Genomic DNA, 14,278 nt, shown 5'->3' with positions numbered 1-14,278 from the left:
CGGCCCCTTACTTCCGCTTGCCCTTCTCAGCCGAAAGGCTGCGGCGCAGCGCATCCATGATGCTCACCACATTGCCACCCGTTGGCGCCTCGGGGGCGGGCTTGGTAACCTTCTTCGCCGGACGCTTCTTGCGCTTTGAGGCGATGAGATCCATCAGCCCCTCCTGCACGGGATCGTGCACCATCTCCGGCTCAAAGGCTTGCGTACGCTCGGAAATCAGCTTCTTCACCAACCCCAGCGCCGCCTTGTCCGGCGCCTCCCTGGCCTCCGGCGCGCCGTCGAATTCGCGGACCTCGTCGCCATAACGAAGCGTCCAGAGAATGAGCCCGCTGCCGCGCGGCTCCAGCATCACGCCCCGCTCGCGCCGGTACATCACGAGGCGCGACAGCGCCGCCGTCCCGGTGTCCTCCATGGCCGAGCGGATCACCGAGAAAGCCTCGGCGCCGACGGCGTCGTCCGGCACGAGGTAATGTGGCTTGTCGAGATAGACCCAGCCGATGGTGTTGCGGGGGACGAAGCTCTCGATGTCGATGGTGCGCGTGGTCTCCAGCGCGATATCGTCGAGTTCTTCATCTTCGACAAGCACATAGCTGTCGTCGCCGGTCTGGTAGCCGCGCCCCTCGTCGGCCTCGGACACAGGCTTGCCGGAGCTCTCGTCCACGTAGCGGGAAACGATGCGGTTGCCCGTGTCCCGGTTCAGCGTGTGAAAGCGCACCTTCTCCCGCTCCGATGTGGCCGGCGTCATGGCCACCCGGCAGGTCACCAGGGAGAGCTTCAGATAGCCCTTCCAGAAGGCACGCGGCACCATGCGTCCTACCGGTCAGTCTTTGGAGACATGGGAGGGCTTGCCCTTCTGCTTGGTCGCGGCAAGGTCATGAAGCTCCTTCTCGCTCATGGAGTCCACCATCTGGCGAGACGCGCCCTTGAGCGACGATGTCTTGCGCTCACCCCGCTTGGCGGAGAGAGCGGCGCCCGCTGCCATCTGCTGAGCCTTTGATTTTGCAGGCATTTGAAGCCTCCATCAGTAAGAGCGCCGACCTTTCAGGATCTCCAGCTCCGCGCGCTCCCAATATTCCCGGTCGCGACCCTGCTGACAGCCATCCTCCCGCCAGAGCGCATGGGCGCGCCAGCGGATGCGGTCCAGCTCAGTGTCGGAGAGACCCTGAACCGCGTTGGCCGCCTGGCTAGGCTGGGCGTTGGTGGGGCTGGCGTCGTTGGCGTGGGGCATGTTCCTTCCTCCGCGCGATGGTGAGGCGCACGGGTGCGCCTCGGTTCCTCCCGCCCCAACCCTCGCCCGCGCACGATGGTTCCCGCCGCCGCTCGGGACGGCTAGAACAGGCCAAACGATAATGAGGAGACGACCATGGCGCGCTTTCCCGTCACCGGCGAAATCTCAGCGGATGCGGATGCTTTGCTGGCCCGGCTCGGCATCGCGGACGATCGCCTCACGGGCACGCGGGAGGCGGTGACGCCATTGACCGGGGAAGTCATTGCCCGCGTGGCCGACATGGACGCTCCAGCGGTTCAGGACGCCATCGGCCGCGCGCATTCCGCCTTTCTGGAATGGCGCATGGTACCTGCGCCGCGACGGGGTGAACTCATACGCCTGTTCGGCGAGGAACTGCGCGCCGCCAAGGCGGACCTCGCCGCGCTGGTGACGCTGGAGGCCGGCAAGATCACCTCCGAGGGCCTCGGCGAGGTGCAGGAGATGATCGACATCTGCGACTTCGCCACCGGCCTCTCCCGTCAGCTCCATGGCCTCACCATCGCCACCGAGCGGCCGGATCACCGGATGATGGAGACCTGGCACCCCATGGGGGTCGTGGGCGTCATCTCCGCCTTCAATTTCCCCGTGGCGGTGTGGGCATGGAACGCCGCGCTGGCCCTCGTCTGCGGCAATTCCGTCGTGTGGAAGCCGTCGGAGAAGACACCGCTCACCGCCCTTGCCGTGGACGCCATCTTCGCCCGCGCCGCCGTCCGGTTCGGTGGTGTGCCGGAGGGGCTCTCCACCCTCGTGCTGGGGGGCCGCGCGGCCGGCGAGGCGCTGGTGGATGACCCGCGCGTGCCCGTCATCTCCGCCACCGGCTCAAGCGCCATGGGCCGCCATGTGGGACCACGCGTGGCGCAGCGCTTCGGACGGGCGATCCTGGAACTCGGCGGCAACAACGCCGCCATCGTCTGCCCCTCGGCGGACCTCGATCTGACGCTGCGTGCGGTCGCCTTCGCGGCCATGGGCACCGCCGGCCAGCGCTGCACCACTCTGCGGCGGCTGATGGTGCACGACAGCGTGTATGACGCGCTCCTGCCCCGGCTGAAGTCGGCCTACGCCTCCGTCAGCGTGGGCGATCCCCGCGCCGAGGGCACGCTGGTGGGTCCGCTCATCGATGCCGGCGCTTTCGAGGCCATGCAGGTGGCTCTGGAAGCCGCGCGCGCGGTGGGCGGGGTCGTCACTGGCGGGGAGCGGCTGGGGGCCGAATTCGCGCTCGATGGCTATTATGTTCGCCCGGCGCTGGTGGAGATGCCCGCGCAGACGGACACGGTGGCGGCGGAAACCTTCGCGCCCATCCTCTATGTGCTGCGCTACTCCGACCTCGCCGACGCCATTCGCCTCAACAACGAGGTGCCACAGGGGCTCGCGTCCGCCATCTTCACCACGGACCTGCGCGAGGCTGAGCGCTTTCTCTCGGCGGCAGGTTCGGATTGCGGCATCGCGAACGTGAACATCGGCCCCTCGGGCGCGGAGATCGGCGGCGCGTTCGGCGGCGAGAAGGAGACCGGCGGCGGACGCGAGGCCGGATCCGACAGTTGGAAGGCCTACATGCGCCGCGCCACCAACACCATCAATTACGGCTCGAGCCTGCCGCTGGCACAGGGCGTGACCTTCGACGTGGGATGATCCGGGCGATTGGGGCTCGACACGGCAGCCGGACTGCGCTTCAACCGATTTAGAGGAGATATCCCATGAGCCTTCCGAGCCCGCTTTCTTTCGTCGCCAAGGCCCCGGTGGTGCCGGTCGTGGTCATCGAGCGCCTTGAGGATGCCGTGCCGCTCGCCCGCGCGCTGGTGGAGGGCGGTCTGCCGCTCATCGAGGTCACGCTGCGCACGCCGGTTGCGCTGGAGGCGCTGCGGCTGATCGCGGCCGAGGTGGAGGGCGCCATCGCCGGCGCCGGCACCGTCATCAATCGCGCGCAGATCGACGCCACCATCGCGGCGGGCGCCACCTTCCTCGTCAGCCCCGGCACGACGCCGGAGCTGACCTCTGCCTTCACCGAGGCGCCGATCCCCATCATGGCGGGCTGCGCCACGGCCTCCGAGGCCATGCGGCTGGCGGAACTGGGTTTCGAGGTGCTGAAGTTCTTCCCGGCGGAGGCCTCGGGCGGCGCGGCCTTCCTGAAGTCGATCGCCGGCCCACTGCCCCACCTGCGCTTCTGCCCGACCGGGGGGATCGGCCCGGCGAATGCGGGTGACTATCTCGCTTTGCCCAACGTGGTAGCGGTTGGCGGCTCCTGGGTCGTGCCGAGCGACGCAATCCGCGCCGGTGACTTTGGCAAGGTCCGCGAGTTGGCGACGGCGGCCTCCCAGCTCAAGCGGGCGGCCAAGTTCGGCTGACCGGTACCCACCTCTCCAGACAAAAAGCCCGGCACTTGGCCGGGCTTTTTCATCTGTTGGGGCTCAGTTCGCCTAGCCTCAGCCGACGGACTTGCCCTCGCCCTCGGCCAGGAAATGCTCCAGCCAGTGGATGTCGTACTGGCCCTCGGCGACGTCGCGGGTGCGCACCAGCGTGCGGAACAGCGGCAGCGTGGTGTCGATGCCGTCCACCACGAACTCGTCCAGGGCCCGGCGCAGGCGGCGCAGGCACTCGTCGCGCGTCTTGCCGTGAACGATGAGCTTACCGACGAGGCTGTCGTAGGTGGGCGGGATGACGTAGCCCTGATAGGCGTTGGAATCCACGCGGATGCCGAGGCCGCCGGGCACGTGATAGTGCGTGATCTTGCCGGGCGACGGGCGGAAGGTGGTCGGGTGCTCGGCGTTCACGCGGCACTCGATGGCGTGGCCTTCCATCACCACATCGCTCTGCTGGAGCGTGAGAGGCTCTCCGGCGGCGACGCGGATCTGCTCGTTGATGAGGTCGATGCCGGTCACCATCTCCGTCACCGGATGCTCCACCTGAATGCGGGTGTTCATCTCGATGAAGTAGAAGCGGTCATTCTCGTACAGGAACTCGATGGTCCCGACGCCCAGATAGCCGAGCTTGCGCATGGCAGCGGCGCAGGTCTCGCCGATCTCCGCCCGCTGGGCGGCGGTGATGACCGGAGACGGGGCCTCTTCCCACACCTTCTGATGGCGGCGCTGGAGCGAGCAGTCGCGCTCGCCGAGGTGGATGGCGTGGCCCTTGCCGTCGCCCAGCACCTGCACCTCGATGTGGCGCGGGGTGGAGAGATACTTCTCCAGATAGACCGCATCGTCGCCGAAGGCAGCCTTGGCCTCTGTGCGGGCGGTGGAGAGGGCCTGCGACAGGTCGTCGGCGGTCATCGCCACCTTCATGCCACGCCCGCCACCGCCGGCGGCCGCCTTCACCAGAACCGGAAAGCCGATCCCGGCCGCGACGCGGTGCGCCTCCTCGTCCGAGTGGATGCCGCCATCGGAGCCCGGCACAACGGGGATGCCGAGGGACTGCGCCGTCTTCTTGGCCTCGATCTTGTCGCCCATGATGCGGATGTGTTCCGCCTTGGGGCCGATGAAGTGGATGTTGTGGTCGGCGAGGATCTCGGCGAAGCGTGCATTCTCGGCGAGAAAGCCGTAGCCCGGATGCACCGCATCCGCCCCGGTGATCTCGCAGGCGGCGAGCAGCGAGGGGATGTTGAGATAGCTCTCGCGGGCCGGCGGCGGGCCGATGCACACGCTCTCGTCGGCGAGGCGCACATGCATGGCGTCGGCATCGGCGGTGGAATGCACCGCCACCGTCGCGATGCCCAGCTCCTTGCAGGCGCGCAGGATGCGCAGCGCGATCTCGCCGCGGTTGGCGATGAGGATTTTTCTGAACATCAGCGGTGCGTACCTTGTGGGTGCCTGCCTCGTGGGTCTGTGCCGGTGTATGCGTGCCGCGCGGGCGCGCTCATTCGATGATCAGCAGCGGCTCGCCGTACTCCACCGGCTGCGCATTGCCCACGAGGATGCGCGTGACCGTGCCGGAGCGCGGCGCGGGGATGGCGTTCATGGTCTTCATCGCCTCGACGATGAGCACGGTCTGCCCCTCGCGGACGCTCGCGCCGACCTCGATGAAGGGGGCGGCGCCGGGCTCGGCGGCAAGGTATGCGGTGCCCACCATGGGAGAGGCAACGACGCCGGGATGCTTGGAGAGGTCCGCCGGAGCCTCGACCGCGACAGCCGGGGCAGCTGCCGCGACGGGCGCGCCAGCCGGATAAGGCGCGGCGTAGGGGGCCCCCTGGGCAATGGTAACAGGGGCGGGCGCGCGCACCACGCGGATGCGCAGGCCCTCGTGCTCCACCTCGATCTCGGTCAGGTCGCTGCCCGAGAGGAGATCGGCGATCTCCTTGACGATGGCGGTGTCGATGGGAGGGTTGGAGGGCTTCATGATGTTCCTGGCTCTGGCCGGCCGTCTGGCCGCGCGAGGGCGTTGGGGGATCTTAAGGGGTCTGCGGCAGGCCGGCGATGGCGCGCAGGCCCAGCACATAGCTCTGGGGTCCGAAGCCGCAGATCACTCCACGGGCAACGGGCGACAGATAGGAATGGTGGCGGAAGTCTTCCCGCGCGAACACGTTCGACAAATGCACCTCGATGGTCGGCACCCCAACCGCAGCCACCGCGTCGCGCAGCGCGACGGAGGTGTGGGTGTAGGCCGCGGCATTGAGGACGATGCCCCGCGCGCCGCGGGCCGCCTGGATGAAATCCACCAGCGCGCCTTCCGAATTGGTCTGACGGAAGACGATATCGAAGCCGAGCGCCTTTCCTTCGGCCCGGCACAGCGCCTCGACATCGGCCAGCGTCGCCGCGCCATAGATGCCGGGCTCGCGGGTACCGAGCAGGTTGAGGTTGGGCCCGTTCAGGACGTGGACGGTGTCTGTCATCCGTGCGTGATCTGCCACCGGCCTCCTGTCGGCCGGGTCGCAGCCTTATAGGGGTGCGCGCGGCCGATGGAAAGAGTGCCCACAGCACGGCCGACCCCGGGAGGCCGGACCGTACCCCGGGCACTCGGGCGGGTGACGCCCCTTCTACTTGCCGGCCTGCTTGGTGCGGGCTTCGGCGATGGCGGCCTTGAGCTTGTCGAAGCCCACGGCGCCGACCACCACCTGATCGCCCACCACATAGGACGGCGTGCCGTTGAGCGACAGCGCCTCGGCGATCTTCATGCTCTCGTCGAGAGTGGCGTTGAGCTCGGGCGAGGTCGCCTGCTTCTGGATCAGCGCCGGGTCGATGCCGACCTCCTTCGCGACCGCGAGGGCCTTGGCGCGGTCCGCCTGGCCGCGGCTGTTCAGCATCGCCTGATGGAAGGCCATGTACTTCTCGGGCGCGACCATGCGCACGGCCACGGCGACCTGCGCGGCTTCAACCGAGCCCTGGCCGAGCACCGGGAACTCCTTAAGCACCACGCGGAGCTTGGGGTCCTGCTTGATGAGATCCTGAAGGTCCGACAACGCCTTTTTGCAATAGCCGCAATTGTAGTCGAAGAACTCGACCAGCGTGATGTCGCCCTGCGGGTTGCCCGCGACGATGCCGCGCGGGCTCGACAGCAGCAGGGGCTTCAGTTCGGCGACCGCCTTGCTGCGCTGGGTGGCGTCAGCCACCATCTGACGGCTTTCCAGCACCGAGATGGCTTCCTGGAGCACCTCCGGGTTCTGGATCAGATACTCGCGGATGATGCCGCCGAGTTCCTTCTTTTCCGCGTCCGTAAAGGCCGCTGCCGGGCTGGCAGCGAGCAGGACGGCCGGCAGGGCGGCCAGCGCCAGCGCGGAAAGGCGGGCGGCGAGGCGCCGAAAACCGGTTCGGGCCAGGCCCGTGGGGGAGAACATGCGGGGCTCCTTGGGTGAAAAGCTGTCTTTGAGCATCAGCGCCGGTTGGCGGCCGATGCGGGCGGTTTGAAATTCACGAGGTCGTCGGCCTTGAGCCAGCCGGGCGAGCCCTGCGGAAATTTCGTGCGGGCGCGGGCCGCCAGTTCACGGCCCAGCTTGAAGTCGCCAGAGGCGAAGTACGAGTGCGCGGACGCGAGGTCCGCATTGGCGGTATCGCCCGAACGGCCGTAGGCGAGCGCCAGCGAGCGCCAGGCCGAAGGCGAATTGGGATCGCGCTGGGTGGCCTGCACCAGTTCGCGGATGGCCTCCTGCGTGAAGCTCTGGTTGCCGGACTGCACCAGAGCCTGCCCCAGCATCGCGCGGATGAGGGGGGCTCCATTGGTCATCTGCACCGCCTTGCGGAGCGGTGCGACCGCCTCGCTCGGCCGCCCGGCCTCCAGCAAAGCCTGTCCCTTCAGCTCCTGGAAATAGGGATTGGAGGGCTCCTTGGCGATCAGCGCATCGATCTGGCGGATGGACGAATCGACATTGCCGAAACGGTAGGCTGAGATGGCGCGGGCATACTGCGCCGCCATGGAGCCGTCGGACGGCGGGTAGCGCCGGGCCACCGCCTCGGGACGTTCCATGAAGCCGATGAGCTTCGCGCGCATCATGTCATGGCGTGCCTGCAGCGCCGGCGGATCCTTCACGTCGTAATAGGGGCTCGTCTTGGCGAGCTGCTCCAGGGCGCCGATGCGCTCGCGCGCCATGGGGTGGCTCAGCACATAGGGATCGACGCGCTGGCTGATAAAGAGCTGGTCGTTCTGGAAGCGCTCGAACGTCTCCAGCATGCCCTTGGCCGACTGGCCGGTGGCATTCAGATACTTCACGGCCGAGCGGTCGGCCGCCGCTTCCTCGCCGCGCTGGTAGGAGAGGAGCGAGCGCCGGATCATTTCCTGCGGGGCCGACAACGCCGCCGCGCCGACGCTGCCCACATCCCGACCGTTCATACCGGTGGTCGCGCCAGCCGCGACACCGCCCGCCGCCAGAAGCATGGCGACGATCGCCATGGTCTGGGCGCCGGCCAGCTGCTCGCGCATGCGCGCGAGATGACCGCCGGCGATGTGGCCGGTCTCGTGGGCCAGCACGCCGATGATCTGATTGGGCGTCACCGAATCGACCAGAGCGCCCGTATTCACGAAAATGCGCCGGCCATCCGCCACGAACGCATTGAAGGCGCGGCTCGATATGAGCACCACCTCGACATTCTGCTGGGCCAGACCCGCCGCCTTCATGATGGGCCGGGTATAATCCCTCAGCAGCGCCTCGATCTCGGTGTCCTGGATGGTCTGCGGCCCCTTCTGAGGCGCCTGTTCCTGCGCCACCGCCGCGCCGAACCATGCGGCGTGGAGCGGCAAAGCGGTCGCGGCGGCAAGGCAAAGCATGCGTCCGGCGGCACGAAGCCCACGCCCGGCACGCTTTCCAGATCCGATCTGCTTGTCCGCTCTGGCTCGATCCATTCCGTCAACCACCACGCAAGCCGCTTTCACGCAGGGACCACGGCGTTATCCGATCACTATGACGAACCGCCTTGGCTCGCTCCGAGGCACAGGCTACGAGACTGCCGGACACTGGCTTCGGCGCATGCCGAGGTCAATCCGCTGGCCTTCACGTTGGGGCGAACCCGCCTCAGGGACAGGCAGAATAAGGCGGCAGCACGGCAGCGCGGGCATCGGCGCGCCTTGCGCCAGCAAGAACGCAACGGATTTTGGCAATGCGGCAGGTTCTTCCCCTCCTCTCCCGGCGCAGCGCGGTCGAGCCCTTCATCGTCATGGACGTGATGGAGCATGCCGCCCGCATCGAAGCGCAGGGTGGACAGGTGATCCATCTGGAGGTCGGTCAGCCGGCAGCCCCCGCCCCTCTCGTGGCGCGGCAGGCAGCGGCTGCCGCGATCGCCGCCGGACAGGTGGGCTACACCGCAGCGCTCGGCATTCCCGCGCTCCGGGCGCGGATCGCGCGGCATTATGGAGAGCAGCACGGCGTTTCCATCGATCCAGAACGGGTTGTCGTGACCAATGGCTCGTCCGGCGGCTTCGTGCTGGCCTTCCTGGCGCTGTTCGAGCCGGGCGACCGCGTCGCCATCGCCGCGCCCGGCTATCCGCCCTACCGCCATGTCCTGTCTGCGCTTGGCTGCGAGCCGGTCCTGATCGAAACCCGGGCCGAGGATCGCCACGCCCTCACCCCCGAGCGCCTGATGGAGGCCCATCGCGCCGCACCGCTCAAGGGCGTGCTGGTGGCGAGCCCGGCCAACCCCACCGGCACCATGATGGACCGGGCCGCCCTCACTGCGCTGCACGCCTGCGCCAGCGACCTCGGCCTGGCCTTCATCTCCGACGAAATCTACCACGGGCTCGACTATGCCTTTCCAGCCGTGAGCGCGGTGGAGATCGGCGACGACGTCACGGTCATCAACTCCTTCTCCAAATACTTCTGCATGACCGGCTGGCGGGTGGGCTGGATGGTGGTGCCGCCCGGCGTGTCGCGCACCATGGAGCGGCTTCAGCAGAATTTCTCCATCTCGGTCCCCACCCTGTCGCAGATCGCCGCCGATGCCGCCTTTGAGGGGCGGGCCGAGATGGATCGGGTGAAGGCGACCTATGTGGAGAACCGCCGCATCCTCACCGAAGGGCTGCCCGCCGCCGGCCTCGGGCGTTTCCTTCCGGCGGACGGCGCCTTCTATCTCTACGCGGACGTGTCCGACTTCACCGATGATTCGGCCGCCTTCGCGCGGACCCTCCTCGACGCGGCCCATGTGGCGGCGACGCCGGGTGTCGATTTTGACCCGTTTCATGGTCGCCAGTTCCTGCGCTTCTCCTATGCCGGTTCCGGGCCGGACATGGCGGAGGCGGTCCGACGCATCGGCGACTTCCTGAAGCGAGGCTGAGACGCGGAGCGATATCCATAGGCGTGGCAAACAGCCGCAAGCAGACCGCGCGAACCCGCCGCCACGCCATACGGCCGCTCGAATTGCTGGTAGGATGAACCTCCATGAGCCGGCCGAACGACCAGATCGTCGAGATCACGCCTGATGTCCTGCTGAAGGCCTATGCCTGCGGCATCTTTCCGATGGCCGAGAGCGCCGATGATCCGGGCCTCTACTGGATCGAGCCGGAGCGGCGCGGCATCATCCCCCTCGACGCCTTCCACGTCTCGTCCCGACTCGCCCGGACGGTGCGTGCGGACAGGTTCGAGGTCCGCGTGGACAGCGACTTCGAGGCGGTGATCGACGGCTGTGCCGAACCGCAGGAGGGCCGCGAGAAGACCTGGATCAACGATCCGATCCGGCGCCTCTATGGCGAACTGTTCGCGCGCGGACGCTGCCACACGGTGGAAGCCTGGCAAGACGGAAAGCTGGTGGGCGGGCTTTACGGCGTGCGGCTGGGCGGCGCTTTCTTCGGCGAGAGCATGTTCCACCGCGAGCGGGACGCCTCCAAGGTGGCGCTCGTGCATCTGGTGGGGCGGCTCATCGCCGGTGGCTTCCGTCTGCTCGACACCCAGTTCGTCACGGGGCACCTGAAGACCTTCGGGGCGCTGGAGGTCCCGCGCCGTCACTATCACAAGCTGCTGGAGAACGCGCTTGAGGTGGAGGGGGATTTCTACTGCTGGCCGCGTGCCGTCACAGGCGCGGCCGCCTTGCAGCCGATCAGCCACACGTCGTAGATCGGGTGCTCCACGGCGTGGAGGCCCGGGCTCGCCGCGAACATCCAGCCAGTGAAGATTCGCTTGGCCTGGCCCTGCAGGGTCACCTCGTTCACCTCGGTGAAGGAGGTGGTGTTCTGCGTCTCCGTGGCGGGCCGAGTGTAGCAGACGCGTGGCGTCACCTGCAGCGCACCGAACTGGGCCGTCTCGCCGATGGCGATGTCGAACGAGGTGATGCGGCCGGTGATCTTGTCGAGGCCGGCATAGACCGCATAGGCGTTGGCGATCTTCTGCGTCGGCGGCTGCACCACCACCATGTCGCCCTCATCCCCGGGAGGGGCCGGCTGCATGACGGCGGGAGGCTGCTGGGCCGCGGCGGGAGGCGGCGGCGCCGGACCGCGCTGGATGGTGCCCTGAGCTGCGGGTCGCTGCGCCGGAGCCGCCTGCGGGGCGGGAATCACCGGAACGCTGTTCGGCACCTGGGGCAGCGGACGCTGGTTTGGAATCGTCCCGGGCGGGGGAAGCGGCGTCTGCTCGATGGTGCCACGGCTCTGCGCCAGTGCCTGAGGCATCGCGGCGGCGATCAGGCCGGCGGCCAGCAGGGAAACGGAGCAGAGGAAGCGCATCAGTCTGTGGACCCGTGCAATGAAGAAGGGACGGCCGGGAAGCGGGCCGGCCCTTTCCCCTTCTGACCGCCCGATTCAGGCGGCGGCAAGGCGGCGCCGGGAAGGAAGCGCCCGGAAGGAAGCGCCAGGTGCCCGGTCTTTGGCCCCCGGATCTGCGCAGAAATAAGCGGATCGCCGACGCGACGGCCTACTCGCCGGGCGTCCAGGCCTTGTAGTCGCCGGTGACGCGGGGGCGCATGCCACCAGCCAGCACCGAGCCCTTGGGACGATAGGCCCCGGGGGTGCCGGTCATGTTGCGGCGATGCGGCTTCTGCCAGGAGCGCGGCGTGTAGGTCTCATCCACCGGCGGGGTATCGACGCGGTGATGCATCCAGCCCCACCAACCCGACGGGATGGTGGTGGCTTCCGCATAGCCGGGATAAATCACCCAGCGCCGCTCGAAGCCGAGCGTCGGGTCGATCTTGCCGCCCTTGGTGCGATAGTACCGATTGCCGAACTCGTCCTCGCCCACGAACTCGCCGAAGCGCTTCGTCCACCACATGGTGCCGACGGTCTGCTTGTTCCACCAGGTGAAGATGTAGAGCAGAAAGTTCTTCACGGCCCGCGCCTCGTTCAAGTCGCGCGGAACATGCCACCCGCCCCGCCCGATGTCCACCGCCGCCCGCGACGGATCGGCGCTTTACGGGGCAAACAGCAGCATCACATAGACGCAGAACACGATGAGGTGGACCACGCCATTGAGCGCATTGGTCCTTCCGGTGCCGAAGGAGAGCACCGAGAGGACGAAGGTGAGCAGCAACATCGTCCGGTCCTCGTTGTCGAGGCCGAGCACCATGGGCCGTCCGATCATGACGCTGATGAAGGCCATGGCCGGGATGGTCAGCGACACTGTGGCGAGCGCCGAGCCGAGGGCGATGTTGAGCGAGTGCTGCAGGTGGTTGCGCGCGGCGGCGCGCACCGCGCTGATGCCTTCCGGCAGGAGGATCAGCGTCGCGACCAGCGCACCGGTCACGGCGTCAGGATCCTGAAGCGAGAACTGGGCCAGGAAATCCTCGAAGGTCGTGGCGACCCGGCCGGAGAGCGCCACCACCGCGGCGAGGCTTGCCAGCAGCATGCCGATGGCGACGAGGAAGCTGGTGAGGCCCGGCGTCGGTTCGCTGTGGCCTTCCGGCTGCCCGGCGAAATGCTCGCGATAGCGCACCGTCTGCATGTAGAGAAAGGCGGCATAGAGCGCGACAGCGATCAGCGACATATAGACGAGCTGGAAAGGGGAGAAGGAACCCGTCGCCCCTGCGTGCGTCTCATTGGGCAGGATCAGCAGCATCACGCCGAGCGCGATGATGGCCGACAGATAGCCCGACACCCCCTGTTGCTGAATCGTCTGCTCGCGGTGCCGAATGCTGCCGAGCAGGAGGCACAGACCGACGATGCCGGCGGTCACGATCATCAGCACCGACAGCACGGACTCCCGGGCAAGCGTCGGGTTGTTTCCGCCGTTCAGCATCATGGATGCCATCACCGACACCTCGATGATGGTCACCGACAGGGTGAGCAGCAACGTGCCCCATGGCTGCCCCAGCCGGGCAGCAACAATGTCGGCATGCCCGACCGCGGAGAAGGCGGAGCCGCACAGAAGCGCGACTGAGCCGACCGCCAGCACGCCCGGCAGGATGCCCGGTGCCCCGGGCCCGAACTGGGGCCACAGCAGGAAGACGAGAGCGAGCAGCAAGCCCAGGGCGGGCAGAAGATAAGCCGAGATGCCTGGCCGCTTTCCCATCTCTTCCCTTCCCCCGATCCAGCCAGCGCGCGCTGAGCGTCCTCCCTTATCCCGTCCGCCCACAAAAGGGTACAAGCACACCGCGCGGGATGAAGCTACAGCGCAGGCGAGCGCCCACCCTCCTTGCGCTCGGCCAGCAGGCACAGGTAGAGCGAGGCCAACGTCGCGCCGGCGAGCGCCGTGATCTCCGCATGGTCGTAGGGCGGAGAGACCTCCACCACATCGAACCCCTTGAGATCGAGCGCGCCGAGCCGCCGAAGGCAGGCGATCACCTCCCGCGTGGACAGGCCGCCGCAGACCGGCGTCCCCGTGCCCGGCGCAAACGCCGGATCGAGCGCGTCGATATCGAAGCTCAGATAGACCGGCGCATCCCCAACCCGCTCGCAGATGTGGCGTGCCAGCGCCGCCGGCCCCATCTCGCCCGCGACGTTGCCGTGGACGATCTCGATGCCATAGGTGCGCGGCGCGTGGGTGCGGATGCCCACCTGGATGGATTTGTCTACCCGGATCAAGCCGTCCTTCACCGCACGGGTGATCATGGTGCCATGGTCGACCCGGTCGCCATTGTCGTCCCATGTGTCCTGGTGGGCATCGAACTGCACCAGCGCCACGGGCTGGCCGAGACGGGCGGTGAGCGCCCGCAGGATGGGATAGGTGAGGAAATGGTCCCCGCCGAGGGTCACGAGATGGCTGCCACGGGCGTAATGGGCCGCGGCCTGCGCAGCGATGGCACCGGGGATGCCGGCCGGCAGTCCGTAATCGAACACGCAGTCGCCGCCGTCGGACACGTCCAGCGTTTCGAAGGGGTCGAAGCCGAACGGGTAGAAGGGATCGCCATCAAGGATCGTGGACGCCGCGCGGATGGCCCTCGGCCCGAAGCGCGTGCCCGGCCGGTTCGAGACCGCCACATCCAGCGGCACGCCCCACACCACCACCTCGGCGCCGCCGCCGTCGCGGGCATAGCGCCGGCGCAGGAAGGACGTGACGCCCGAATAGTTCGGCTCGGTGGACTGGCCGTGGCGGAAGCCCGGGTCCAGGGCACGGTCAACGGGGCGGGGAAGGGTCGGGTCGGCCATATTGTCCTCGCTGGCTCTTATCGCTGAAGGGCCGACACCGCCGACCCCGAGCGGCTGCATCATAACGAAGGCCGCGTGGCCCGGAAGCAC

Annotated in this window: 16 protein-coding genes; 4 read left to right on the top strand and 12 right to left on the bottom strand. The window is 67.9% G+C overall.

Annotation, left to right across the window (positions count from 1 at the left end; genetic code table 11):
• Nucleotides 1-7 precede the first annotated feature (7 nt).
• The 3 genes from ku to V5F63_RS09600 are packed head-to-tail and all read right to left on the bottom strand — an operon-like array spanning nt 8 to nt 1,228.
• Nucleotides 8-808, bottom strand: coding sequence for a non-homologous end joining protein Ku (gene ku, locus V5F63_RS09610; RefSeq protein ID WP_394102272.1), 801 nt, complete (start codon nt 806-808; stop codon nt 8-10).
• Between the two features lie 12 nt (nt 809-820).
• Nucleotides 821-1,009: a DUF3008 family protein gene (locus V5F63_RS09605; RefSeq protein WP_394029304.1), complete on the bottom strand. Its 189-nt coding sequence runs from the start codon at nt 1,007-1,009 to the stop codon at nt 821-823.
• Between the two features lie 12 nt (nt 1,010-1,021).
• On the bottom strand, nt 1,022-1,228 hold the full coding sequence (locus V5F63_RS09600) for a DUF2934 domain-containing protein (RefSeq protein WP_394102271.1): 207 nt from the start codon (nt 1,226-1,228) through the stop codon (nt 1,022-1,024).
• A 135-nt stretch (nt 1,229-1,363) separates the two neighbouring features.
• Here V5F63_RS09600 and amaB point away from each other — a divergent pair, with 135 nt between their 5' ends.
• Both amaB and eda read left to right on the top strand, forming a co-directional pair.
• Nucleotides 1,364-2,896: an L-piperidine-6-carboxylate dehydrogenase gene (gene amaB, locus V5F63_RS09595; protein ID WP_394102270.1), complete on the top strand. Its 1,533-nt coding sequence runs from the start codon at nt 1,364-1,366 to the stop codon at nt 2,894-2,896.
• Nucleotides 2,897-2,961: 65 nt separating this feature from the next.
• Nucleotides 2,962-3,609, top strand: a complete 648-nt coding sequence (gene eda / locus V5F63_RS09590) for a bifunctional 4-hydroxy-2-oxoglutarate aldolase/2-dehydro-3-deoxy-phosphogluconate aldolase (protein ID WP_394102269.1) — start codon at nt 2,962-2,964, stop codon at nt 3,607-3,609.
• A gap of 78 nt (nt 3,610-3,687) precedes the next feature.
• Here the strand turns inward: eda and accC are convergent, their stop codons facing one another.
• From accC to V5F63_RS09565, 5 genes are all read right to left on the bottom strand, one after another.
• On the bottom strand, nt 3,688-5,046 hold the full coding sequence (gene accC / locus V5F63_RS09585) for an acetyl-CoA carboxylase biotin carboxylase subunit (protein WP_209488811.1): 1,359 nt from the start codon (nt 5,044-5,046) through the stop codon (nt 3,688-3,690).
• A 70-nt stretch (nt 5,047-5,116) separates the two neighbouring features.
• Nucleotides 5,117-5,596 (bottom strand): acetyl-CoA carboxylase biotin carboxyl carrier protein, encoded by a 480-nt coding sequence (accB, locus tag V5F63_RS09580; protein ID WP_209488810.1) that lies wholly within the window; start codon nt 5,594-5,596, stop codon nt 5,117-5,119.
• Between the two features lie 52 nt (nt 5,597-5,648).
• Entirely contained in the window at nt 5,649-6,089 is a 441-nt protein-coding gene (aroQ, locus tag V5F63_RS09575) for a type II 3-dehydroquinate dehydratase (RefSeq protein WP_209488809.1), read from the bottom strand.
• Between the two features lie 144 nt (nt 6,090-6,233).
• Nucleotides 6,234-7,031, bottom strand: coding sequence for a DsbA family protein (locus tag V5F63_RS09570; RefSeq protein ID WP_209488808.1), 798 nt, complete (start codon nt 7,029-7,031; stop codon nt 6,234-6,236).
• A 35-nt stretch (nt 7,032-7,066) separates the two neighbouring features.
• The gene (locus V5F63_RS09565; protein WP_394102268.1) at nt 7,067-8,455 is read right to left on the bottom strand and encodes a M48 family metalloprotease; all 1,389 of its coding nucleotides are present in this window, start codon (nt 8,453-8,455) and stop codon (nt 7,067-7,069) included.
• A gap of 329 nt (nt 8,456-8,784) precedes the next feature.
• Between V5F63_RS09565 and V5F63_RS09560 the strand changes: the two genes are divergently transcribed.
• Both V5F63_RS09560 and aat read left to right on the top strand, forming a co-directional pair.
• Nucleotides 8,785-9,954, top strand: a complete 1,170-nt coding sequence (locus V5F63_RS09560) for a pyridoxal phosphate-dependent aminotransferase (protein ID WP_394102267.1) — start codon at nt 8,785-8,787, stop codon at nt 9,952-9,954.
• A 104-nt stretch (nt 9,955-10,058) separates the two neighbouring features.
• Nucleotides 10,059-10,730: a leucyl/phenylalanyl-tRNA--protein transferase gene (gene aat / locus V5F63_RS09555; protein ID WP_209488805.1), complete on the top strand. Its 672-nt coding sequence runs from the start codon at nt 10,059-10,061 to the stop codon at nt 10,728-10,730.
• Here aat and V5F63_RS09550 read toward each other — a convergent pair.
• The 4 genes from V5F63_RS09550 to speB all read right to left on the bottom strand — a co-directional run bounded on the left by V5F63_RS09550 (nt 10,667) and on the right by speB (nt 14,188).
• On the bottom strand, nt 10,667-11,335 hold the full coding sequence (locus V5F63_RS09550) for a DUF2155 domain-containing protein (protein WP_394029311.1): 669 nt from the start codon (nt 11,333-11,335) through the stop codon (nt 10,667-10,669). The genes aat and V5F63_RS09550 overlap by 64 nt on opposite strands.
• Nucleotides 11,336-11,522: 187 nt before the next feature.
• Entirely contained in the window at nt 11,523-11,933 is a 411-nt protein-coding gene (locus tag V5F63_RS09545; RefSeq protein ID WP_209488803.1) for an NADH:ubiquinone oxidoreductase subunit NDUFA12, read from the bottom strand.
• Nucleotides 11,934-12,014: 81 nt separating this feature from the next.
• Nucleotides 12,015-13,112 carry a calcium:cation antiporter gene (locus tag V5F63_RS09540; protein WP_209488802.1) on the bottom strand — a complete coding sequence of 366 codons (1,098 nt, stop codon included), beginning with the start codon at nt 13,110-13,112 and terminating at the stop codon, nt 12,015-12,017.
• Nucleotides 13,113-13,207: 95 nt separating this feature from the next.
• Nucleotides 13,208-14,188 carry an agmatinase gene (speB, locus tag V5F63_RS09535; RefSeq protein ID WP_209488801.1) on the bottom strand — a complete coding sequence of 327 codons (981 nt, stop codon included), beginning with the start codon at nt 14,186-14,188 and terminating at the stop codon, nt 13,208-13,210.
• Nucleotides 14,189-14,278: the final 90 nt, after the last annotated feature.

The organism is Xanthobacter wiegelii, from assembly GCF_043193855.2.
In the GTDB taxonomy this organism is placed as follows: domain Bacteria; phylum Pseudomonadota; class Alphaproteobacteria; order Rhizobiales; family Xanthobacteraceae; genus Xanthobacter; species Xanthobacter flavus_A.
This window is presented reverse-complemented; position numbering and strand designations above follow the sequence as displayed.

What these genes read in the sequence shown, in the direction of transcription:
- speB (WP_209488801.1), bottom strand. Translation starts at nt 14,188, where the DNA reads ATGGCCGACCCGACCCTTCCCCGCCCCGTTGACCGTGCCCTGGACCCG.
- V5F63_RS09565 (WP_394102268.1), bottom strand. Translation starts at nt 8,455, where the DNA reads ATGCTTTGCCTTGCCGCCGCGACCGCTTTGCCGCTCCACGCCGCATGG.
- eda (WP_394102269.1), top strand. Translation starts at nt 2,962, where the DNA reads ATGAGCCTTCCGAGCCCGCTTTCTTTCGTCGCCAAGGCCCCGGTGGTG.
- amaB (WP_394102270.1), top strand. Translation starts at nt 1,364, where the DNA reads ATGGCGCGCTTTCCCGTCACCGGCGAAATCTCAGCGGATGCGGATGCT.
- V5F63_RS09560 (WP_394102267.1), top strand. Translation starts at nt 8,785, where the DNA reads ATGCGGCAGGTTCTTCCCCTCCTCTCCCGGCGCAGCGCGGTCGAGCCC.
- accC (WP_209488811.1), bottom strand. Translation starts at nt 5,046, where the DNA reads ATGTTCAGAAAAATCCTCATCGCCAACCGCGGCGAGATCGCGCTGCGC.
- aat (WP_209488805.1), top strand. Translation starts at nt 10,059, where the DNA reads ATGAGCCGGCCGAACGACCAGATCGTCGAGATCACGCCTGATGTCCTG.
- V5F63_RS09550 (WP_394029311.1), bottom strand. Translation starts at nt 11,335, where the DNA reads ATGCGCTTCCTCTGCTCCGTTTCCCTGCTGGCCGCCGGCCTGATCGCC.
- V5F63_RS09605 (WP_394029304.1), bottom strand. Translation starts at nt 1,009, where the DNA reads ATGCCTGCAAAATCAAAGGCTCAGCAGATGGCAGCGGGCGCCGCTCTC.
- aroQ (WP_209488809.1), bottom strand. Translation starts at nt 6,089, where the DNA reads ATGACAGACACCGTCCACGTCCTGAACGGGCCCAACCTCAACCTGCTC.
- V5F63_RS09600 (WP_394102271.1), bottom strand. Translation starts at nt 1,228, where the DNA reads ATGCCCCACGCCAACGACGCCAGCCCCACCAACGCCCAGCCTAGCCAG.
- ku (WP_394102272.1), bottom strand. Translation starts at nt 808, where the DNA reads ATGGTGCCGCGTGCCTTCTGGAAGGGCTATCTGAAGCTCTCCCTGGTG.
- accB (WP_209488810.1), bottom strand. Translation starts at nt 5,596, where the DNA reads ATGAAGCCCTCCAACCCTCCCATCGACACCGCCATCGTCAAGGAGATC.
- V5F63_RS09540 (WP_209488802.1), bottom strand. Translation starts at nt 13,112, where the DNA reads ATGGGAAAGCGGCCAGGCATCTCGGCTTATCTTCTGCCCGCCCTGGGC.
- V5F63_RS09570 (WP_209488808.1), bottom strand. Translation starts at nt 7,031, where the DNA reads ATGTTCTCCCCCACGGGCCTGGCCCGAACCGGTTTTCGGCGCCTCGCC.